We start from the raw sequence: 9,399 nt of genomic DNA, 5'->3' as shown, positions 1-9,399 counted from the left end.
CGAGCCGCGAACACCGGAGACGCCACCAGCATCTCCCGCCCCATCCCCACCCACTGCGCACCCTGACCAGGGAAGACGAACACCTTCTTCCCCACCCGGGACGCCACACCGGAGACCACGCCCGGATGCCGCCGGCCGGTGGTGAGAGCGTTCAGAGCGGCGGCCAGTTCGCCCTGGTCCGCTCCCAGCACCGCGGCCCGGTACTCGAACGCGGAGCGGGTCGTGGCCAGGGACCAGGCGACAGCCGCCGGATCCTGGCCCGGCTGGTCTCCGGTGAAAGCGGCCAGTCGCCGCGCCTGAGCGGCCAGCCCGGCTTCCGAGCGGCTCGACACCAGCCACACCGGCGGTCCGCCCGCCAGCACCGGCGCCGGCGGATCAGCGAGCTCGGCGGGCTCGGCGTCCTCACCGGAGGCCGGGGCTTCGGCGGGAGGCTCGGCGGCCGGAGCTTCAGCGAGGATGACGTGCACGTTGGTGCCGCTCATCCCGAACCCGGACACGCCGGCCCGGCGGGGCCGCTCGCCCGGCTGCCAGGGCGTCGCCTCGGTCAGCAGCCGTACCTGGCCGGAGGACCAGTCGATGTGCGGCGAGGGCCGATCGGCGTGCAGGGTGCGCGGCAGCAGCCCGTGCCGCAGCGCCAGCACCATCTTGATCACCCCGGCCATCCCGGCCGCCTGCTGCGGGTGGCCGAGGTTGGCCTTGATCGAGCCCAGCAGCAGCGGCCGGTCCTCGGGCCGCTCCTGTCCGTACGTCGCCAGCAGCGCCTGCGCCTCGATCGGGTCGCCCAGGGCGGTTCCGGTGCCGTGGGCCTCGACGGCGTCGATGTCGGCCGGGGACAGCCGGGCATCGGCGAGCGCGGCGCGGATCACCCGCTGTTGAGCCGGCCCGTTGGGGGCGGTCAATCCGTTGGAGGCGCCGTCCTGGTTCATCGCGCTGCCGCGCACGACCGCCAGCACCTGGTGCCCGTTCCGCTGGGCGTCGGACAGGCGTTCCACCACGATGACGCCGGAGCCCTCGGCCACGCCCATGCCGTCCGCGCCGTCGCCGAACGCCTTGCACCGGCCGTCCGGGGCCAGGCCCAGCTGGGCGCTGAAGTCGGTGAACATCACCGGCGTCGACGCCACGAAGACGCCACCCACCAGGGCCAGCGAGCACTCCTGCGCCCGCAGCGCCCTGGCGGCCAGGTGCAGGGACACGAGCGCCGACGAGCAGGCCGTGTCGACCGTGACCGCCGGTCCTTCCAGCCCGAGGGTGTAGGCGATCCGGCCGGACAGCACACTGCTCGCGGTACCGGTGACCAGGTGGCCCTCCAGCTCGGTCTGCGAGCCCAGCCCCCAGCCGTATCCCGTCGACGACGCCCCCGCGAAGACCCCGGTGGACGAACCGCGCAGTGACAGCGGATCGATCCCGGCCCGCTCCAGCGCCTCCCACGCGACCTCCAGCAGCATCCGCTGCTGCGGGTCCATCGCCACCGCCTCGCGCGGGCTGATCCCGAAGAAGCCCGCGTCGAACTCACCGGCGCCCTCGATGAACCCGCCCGCCCGTACGTGCGAGGAACCTTCCGAGCCGGGCCCGGTTCCGAGCAGCTCCTCCAGGTCCCAGCCACGGTCCTGGGGGAAGCCGGAGATCGCGTCGACGCCGCCGGCCAGCAACTCCCACAGGTCCTGCGGGCTCCGGACGCCGCCGGGGAAGCGGCAGCCCATGCCGACGATCGCGATCGGCTCGTCAGCGGCCGCCTCGATCTCGCTGAGCCGCTGACGGGTCTCGTGAAGGTTGGCCGTTACCCGCCGGAGGAAATAGCGGAGCTTGTCGTCATCGCTCACCTGCGGAACCTCATCTTTTTCAGCCATGTCAGTGAATTCCAAGCTCTTTTCCGATGAAGTCGAAGACCTCTTCATCGGAGGAAGTTTCGAGATCCTCGGCGACCGTCGCCGCGCGGCCACCGGCGGCGGTCTCTTTCCAGCGGGCGACGACGGCCTCCAGCCGGGCCGTGATCCGGGCCGTGTCGTCGTCCTCACCGGTGAGGCCGGCGAGCATGCTGTCGAGCTTGTCGAGCTCGGCGAGGACGGGCCGGGACGGCGACACCTCTTCCGGGACGAGGGTCGTCCGCAGGTGACCGGCCACCGCGGTGGGCGTGGTGTAGTCGAACAGCAGGGTGGCCGACAGCCGCAGCCCGGTGGCGGCGCCGAGCCGGTCGCGCAGTTCGACGGCGGTCAGCGAGTCCGCGCCCAGGTCGCTGAAAGCCCGGTCGGGCGGGATGTCGTCGACCGAGGGATAGCTCAGCACCCCGGCCGCCTCGGCCCGGACCAGCTCCACCAGCAGCTGCTCCTGCTCGTCCCTGGGCAGGGCCCGCAACCGCTCGGTCAGGGCGTTTCCGGTGCTTCCGGCCGGGTCGTCCGCCTCGTTCCCCCCGCCGGTGAGCGCCCGCGCGACCTCGGGCAGGCTCTCGATCAGCGGGCTGGGCCGGCGCAGGGTGAAGGTCGGGGCGAATGCGGCCCAGTCGACGTCGGCGACCGTGAGCAGGGCCTCCCCGCCGTCGAGGGCCTGGCTCAACGCCCGGATCCCGAGCTCGGGGTCCAGCAGCCGCAGTCCACGCCGGACCATCTGGGCCTTGCCCTCCCGGTCGCTCATGCCGCCGCCGTCCCACGGGCCCCAGGCGACGGAGGTCGCGGCCAGCCCGCGCGAGCGGCGGTTCTCGGCCAGGGCGTCGAGGAAGGCGTTGACCGCGGCGTAGCCCGGTTGCAGGCCGCTGCCCCAGGTCGCGGAGATCGAGGAGAAGAGCACGAACGCGTCGAGGTCGAGGTCCTGGGTGAGCTCGTCCAGGTGTGTCGTCCCGGCGGTCTTGACCGCCGCCATCTCGGCCAGTTCGGCCAGGGTGGTGTCCCGCAGGGCGGTGGCCTGTCCGGCTCCGGCCGCGTGCATGACCGCGGTCAGCGGCGGGCCGCCGGCGGCGATCCGGCCGAGCAGGCCGGCGACGTCGGCGCGGCGGGCGATGTCGGCGGCCACGATGCTGACGGTGGTTCCGGCCGCGGCCAGCTCGGCGGCGAGCCCGACGGCGCCGGGCGCGGCCACGCCCGACCGGCTGGACAGGAGCACCCGTGGGGCGCCGCGACCCGCCAGCCAGCGGGCCGTGTGCCCGCCGATCGACCCGGTTCCCCCGGTGATGAGCACCGTTCCGCGCGGTCTCCAGGTCTCCTCCCGCCGGGGGCGCGGGGCCTGGACGAGCCGCCGGCCGCGGATCCCCGCGTCGCGCAACGCCACCTGGTCCTCGCCGCAGCCGGCCAGCACCGCGCACAGCCGGGCGGCGGCCCGCTCGTCCAGGACGGCCGGCAGGTCGATCAGGCCGCCCCACCGTTCGGGATGTTCCAGGCCCACGACCCGGCCCAACCCCCAGGCCTGGGCCTGCAGCGGCCGGGCCAGCGGTTCGCCCGGGTCGGCGGCCACCGCTCCGGAGGTGAGCACCCACAGCGGCGCCTGAGCCTGTACGTCCCCCAAGGCCTGGACCAGGCTCAGGGTCGCGGCCAGTCCTGCGGTCACCATCGGCCGGTCCGGCAGCGGCGCCTCGTCGAGAGCCAGCAGCGAGACCACGCCGCTCACCCGCGACGCGGCGGCGCGGTCGAACTCGCCAGCGAGCACGGTGGCGAGCTCGGCGGCGAGCGCCTCCCTGGTCACCGCGCCCACGGTGATCCGGGTGACGTCGGCGCCGTGGCCGGTCAGCGCCTGAGCGCAGCGGCCGGCCCGCTCGTCACCGGCTGGACCGGCGACCACCAGCCAGGTCCCGGACAGCGCGACCGGGTCGGGGTCGGAAACCGGGGCCCAGGAGACCCGGTATCGCCAGGCGTCGGTGGCCGACCGGTCCCGTTCGCGCCGGCGCCAGGCGGCGAGCACCGGCAGCAGGTCGCCGAGCCGCTCGTCGTCGACCGCGAGCGTCTCGGACAGGGCCGGCCGGTCGCCGGCCTCGACCGCCGCCCAGAACCGGGCCTCCGCCGCGCCGTCCGCGTGCTCGTCGCCGGAGCCGGTGACCGCGCCGAGCCGGAGCTTGTACGGGCCCAGCGGCCAGAATCGTTGCCGTCCGAAGGCGTACGTGGGCAGGTCCACCCGCTTCCCTGCGGGCAGGACCTCGGCCCAGTCGACGCCGATCCCCCGGACGTGGGCGCGGGCGAGCGCGGTCAGCACGGCATCGGCGGCCTCGGCCCGGGCCCGCAACAGCGGGATGAACACCGGCTCGATGCCACCAGCAGGGTCACTCCCATCGCCGGGGCCGGTGGCACCCGGTCCGGTGGCGGCGGGTTCGGGGTGGGTCGTGGTGGGTCCGGGGAGGGTGGCCGGGCCCAAGGCGGAGAGTGTTCCGTCCGGGCCGATCTCGATGAAGACGGAGACGCCCTGAGCGGACAGGGTGGCCACGGCGTCGGCGAACCGGACCGCCTGGCGGGCCTGCGCCGGCCAGTAGCCGGGCCCGGGGTCGGTCAGGATGGTGCCGTCACAGGCGCCGGCCCACGTCACCGTCGGTGTCCGGTGCTCCAGCGTCGCCGCCACGCGCCGGAGTTCGTCCAGGACCGGATCCATCCGGGCGGAGTGGAACGCGTGGCTGACCCGCAGCCGGCGCACCCGCCGCCCCCGCTGCCGCCACGTCTCCAGCACCTGGTCCACGGCCTCGGCGTCACCCGAGATCACCACCGCCGAAGGCCCGTTCACCGCCGCTGTCCCGACCCCTGGGACGCCGTCCAGGGTCTCGGCCACCTCGGTCTCGCTCGCCTCGACGGCGGCCATCGCGCCGCCGCCGGGCAGGTCCTGCATCACCCGGGCGCGGGCGGCGACCAGCCGGCTCGCATCCGCCAGGGTCAGCACGCCCGCCGCATGGGCGGCCGCGATCTCCCCCACCGAGTGACCGGCCACCGCGTCCGGCACGATCCCGGCCGCGGCCAGCAACGCGACCAGGCCCACCTCGACCGCGAACAACCCGGTCTGCGCGTAGATCGTCTGATCCGCCCGTCCGTCGTCGGCATCACCGAGGACGACCTCCCGGATCGGCAGCTCCAGCTCGGCCTCCAGCAGCGCGCAGGCCGCGTCGAAGGCCGCCGCGAACACCGGAGACGCCGCGTACAGCCCCCGGCCCATCCCGGCCCGCTGCGCCCCCTGCCCCGCGAACAGGAAACCGACCTTGGGCCGGCCCGCAGGAACCGCACCGCGCACCACCGAGGACGCCGACCCGTCGCCCGCGAGCACGGTCAAGCCCGACGTCAGCGCCTCGCGATCCGCGCCCAGAACGACGGCCCGATACTCGAACGACGACCGGGACGTCGCCAGCGACCAGCCGACGTCGGTGATGTCGACCGGCTCCCGATCGGTTCTGGAGACGAACTCGGCCAGCCGCGCCGCCTGAGCCAGCAGCCCGTCCGGCGTACGCCCCGACACCAGCCAAGCCCGAGCCCCACCGGTCAACACCACCGGCCGAACCGCCTCGACCTGCCCGACCAATGCGGTCGGCTCGATCGGCTCGACCGGAAGGGGCGGTGCTTCCTCGATGATGGTGTGCGCGTTGGTGCCGCTGATCCCGAACGCCGAGACGCCGGCCCGGCGCGGCCGCCCGTTCACCGGCCAGTCGACCGTCTCGCTCAGCAGCCGTACCTCTCCCGCCGTCCAGTCCACGTGCGGCGACGGCGACTCCGCGTGCAGGCTGCGCGGCAGTTTCCGGTGCCGCAGGGCCAGCACCATCTTCATCACTCCGGCCACCCCCGCCGCCGCCTGGGTGTGCCCGATGTTCGACTTCACCGACCCGAGCCAGAGCGGCCGCCCGTCCGGGCGGTCCTGCCCGTACGTGGCCAGCAGGGCCTGGGCCTCGATCGGGTCGCCGAGGGGAGTGCCGGTGCCGTGCGCCTCGACGACGTCCACCTCGGCCGGGGACAGCCGGGCGTTGGCGAGCGCGGCCCGGATCACCCGTTGCTGCGACGGTCCGTTGGGGGCGGTCAGTCCGTTGGAGGCGCCGTCCTGGTTGGTCGCGCTGCCCCGGATCACGGCCAGGACGTCGTGGCCGTGGCGGCGGGCGTCGGAGAGCCGTTCGAGGACGAGCATGCCCACGCCCTCGGCCATCCCCATCCCGTCCGCGTCCGCGCTGAACGCCTTGGACCGCCCGTCCGGGGCCAGCCCGCGCTGGCGGGAGAACACGACGAGGTCCCAGGGCGTAGCCATGACGGTGACGCCGCCGGCCAGCGCCAGCGTGCATTCACCCGAGCGCAGGGCCTGGCCGGCCAGGTGCAGGGCGACCAGGGACGACGAGCAGGCGGTGTCCATCGTGACGGCGGGGCCTTCCAGCCCGAGGGTGTAGGCCACCCGGCCGGAGATCACGCTGGTCGCGTTGCCGGCCATCAGGTGGCCTTCCATCCCGGCGGCGCCGTCCGCGCCGGTCTGCTGCCCGACCGCGGCGTAGCCGGAGCTGTAACCGCCGACGTACACCCCGGTCTGTGACCCGCGCAGGGAGGCCGGCTCGATGCCCGCGCGTTCGAGGGCCTCCCATGAGGTCTCCAGCAGGAGCCGCTGCTGCGGGTCCATCGCCAGGGCCTCACGCGGGCTGATCCCGAAGAACCCGGGGTCGAACTGCCCGGCCTCGTGCACGAAGCCGCCTGCCCGTACGTACGTCGTCCCGCTGTGGCCGGGATCGGCGTGGTAGAGGCGGTCCAGGTCCCAGCCGCGATCGGCCGGGAACCCGGAGATCGCGTCCGTGCCGGAGATCAGCAGCTCCCACAGCTGGTCCGGGGTACGGACGCCGCCCGGGAACCGGCAGCCCATGCCCACGATCGCGATCGGCTCGTCCTCGGCCGCCGCCATCGTCACCGGTACGGGCGTCGCGGGCCCGTCGCCCAGCAGTTCGGCCCTGAGGTGCTCCGCCAGCGCCGTCGAGGTCGGGTAGTCGAACAGGAGGCTCGCCGGCAGCCGCAGACCGACGACCGCGTTGAGCCGGTTACGCAGCTCGACCGCGGTCAGCGAGTCGAACCCCAGGTCGCTGAAGGCGCGCCCGGCCTGGACCGCCTCGGGCGAGGGGTAGGCCAGGACGTCGGCGACCAGGGCTTGGACCAGGGCGATCAGCTTCTGTTCCTGCCCGGCCGGGGGCAGGGCGACGAGCTGCCCGATGAGCGCGTCCCTGGTGACCCGCGCGCTGTCGTGCGCGCCGGCTCCGGACGCGACCGCCATCCGCTGGACCTCGGGCAGGTCCCGCAGGAACGGCGCCCGCTGCATCTCGTGCTCGCCACCGCTGGACTCGATCACGTTCCAGTCGATGTCCATGATCGTCAGCACGCTGTCGGGACCGCCGAGGGCGTCGGCGAGGGCTTGTACGGCGAGCCGCGGGTCCATCAGGACCTCCCAGCGGTTGCGGCTCAGCCGCTGCCGGGTCGCCTCGCTGGCCTGGGCGACACCGCCTCCGGCCCACGGGCCCCAGGCGACCGACAGCGCCGGCAGTCCACGGGCCTGCCGGTTCTGCGCCAGGGCGTCGAGGAAGGCGTTGGCGGCGGCGTAGTTGCCCTGGCCGCCGGCTCCGAAGGTCGCGGCGGCCGAGGAGAACAGCACGAACGCGTCCATGTCGAGGCCCGCCGTCAGCTCGTCCAGCAGCGTGGCGGCGGTGGCCTTCGCGGCCAGCACCGAGGCCAGCCGCGCCGGGTCGAGCCGATCGACCACACCGTTGTCGACGACGCCGGCGGTGTGCATCACCCCGGTCAGCGCCGGGCCGGTCCCGGCGATCCGGTCCAGCAGCCCGGTCAGCTGGGACCGGTCCGCGGTGTCGCCGGCCAGGATCTCGACGACGGTGCCACGGCTCGCGAGGTCAGCCGCCAGCGCGGCGCTCCCGGCCGCGGCCGGGCCCGACCGGCTGACCAGAACCACCCGAGGAGCCCCGCGCCCGGCCAGCCAACGGGCCACATGCCGGCCGATCGCGCCGGTGCCACCGGTGATCAGAACGCTGCCGCTCGGTGCCCACGGTTCACCGTCCCGGTTCGGCCGTGGGGCTCGGACCAGCCGCCTGCCCCGGATCCCGTCGGCCCGGATCGCGACCTGGTCCTCGTCGCCGCCGGCCAGGACGGCGGCGAGCCGACCGGCGGCCGGTTCGTCCAGGTCGGCGGGGAGATCGACGAGCCCACCCCAGCGGTCGGGGTGTTCGAGCGCCGCGACCCGGCTCAGGCCCCAGGTCTGCGCCTGCAGCGGGCTGGTCAGAGCCTCTTCCGGAACGGTCGCGACCGCGCCGGACGTCGCCACCCACAGCGGCGCGACGATCCCGGCGTCGCCCAGCGCCTGCACCAGGGTCAGCGTTCCCGCCAGGCCGGCGGGCACGGAAGGCCACCCGTTCAGGGGCGTTTCGTCCAGCGCCAGCAGGGACAGCACACCCGCCACCGGCCCGTCGCCGGTGATCGAGCGGATTTGTCCGGCCAGCGCCTCCCGCTCGTAGGCGTCGGCGGCGAGATCGATCGCGACGACGCGGGCTCCGTGCCCGCTCAGGGCCCGGGTGACCGCCTCGGCCCGTGATGCGTCGTACTCCCCGGCGACGAGCAGCCAGGTTCCGGCGAGCCGGGCCGGTGCCGGCTCGGCGATCGGCGCCCAGGTGACCCGGTAGCGCCAATCGTCCGAGGAGTCGCGCCGCCGGGCCGGGGTCCTGCCCGGGGCGGCCTGGTGGAGCCAGTAGTGCTGACGCTGGAAGGCGTAGGTGGGCAGCTCCACCACCCGCCCGGCCGGCAGCACGCGGGCCCAGTCGACCTTCACCCCGCGTACGTGCACCCGGGCCAGCGCGGTCAGGAATCGGCGCGCCCCGGCGTCCTCCCGATCCAGCGTCCCCGTGATGAGCGGAATGCCGGAGACCCCCTCGAAGGTCTCGGCGATCGCCGCGGTCAGCACCGGGTGCGGGGACACCTCGACGAACGTCCGGTATCCCGCCTCGGCCAGGGCCTCGGTGGCATCCTGAAAACGCACCCGCTCGCGTACGTTCGCGTACCAGTAGCCGGCGTCCAGCTCCGTGCCGTCCTGGCGCTGACCGGTGACCGTCGAGAACAGCGGGACACGGCCGGGCCGCGGGTCGATGCCGGCCAGATCCCGGACCAGCCCCTCCCGCAGCTCCTCCACCCGCGCCGAATGCGCGACGAAATCCATCTGCGGGATCCGCCAGCGCAGCACCCGCCGAGCCGACAGAACACGCTCGAACTCGTCCAGCGCGTCCAGATCCCCCGACACCACCGTGGTGGCAGGACCGTTCACGGCGGCCACCGACAGCCGATCCGCCCACACCTCGTTCGACGCCAGCAACTCCTCGACCGAAGCCACCGGCATCACCACCGACAACATCCCCGCCGACGCCGCCAGGCGTGAGAGCTCCCGGCTGCGGACCGCCACCACCCGGGCGGCATCCTCCAGCGACAGAATCCC

Annotated in this window: 2 protein-coding genes; both read right to left on the bottom strand. The window is 74.4% G+C overall.

Annotation, left to right across the window (positions count from 1 at the left end; translation table 11 throughout):
* The coding region (locus ACTMTF_RS48955; protein ID WP_441116966.1) for a type I polyketide synthase at positions 1 to 1,820 on the bottom strand (1,820 nt) is incomplete at its 3' end.
* 28 nt (positions 1,821 to 1,848) lie between these two features.
* Complete coding sequence (locus ACTMTF_RS48950; protein ID WP_441116965.1) at positions 1,849 to 9,366, bottom strand: type I polyketide synthase; 7,518 nt, start codon at positions 9,364 to 9,366, stop codon at positions 1,849 to 1,851.
* Positions 9,367 to 9,399: the final 33 nt, after the last annotated feature.

The sequence above is a fragment of the Nonomuraea sp. ZG12 genome (genome assembly GCF_052068115.1).
In the GTDB taxonomy this organism is placed as follows: domain Bacteria; phylum Actinomycetota; class Actinomycetes; order Streptosporangiales; family Streptosporangiaceae; genus Nonomuraea.
The sequence above is the reverse complement of the archived record's forward strand: the minus strand, read 5'-3'. Positions and strand labels throughout refer to the sequence as shown.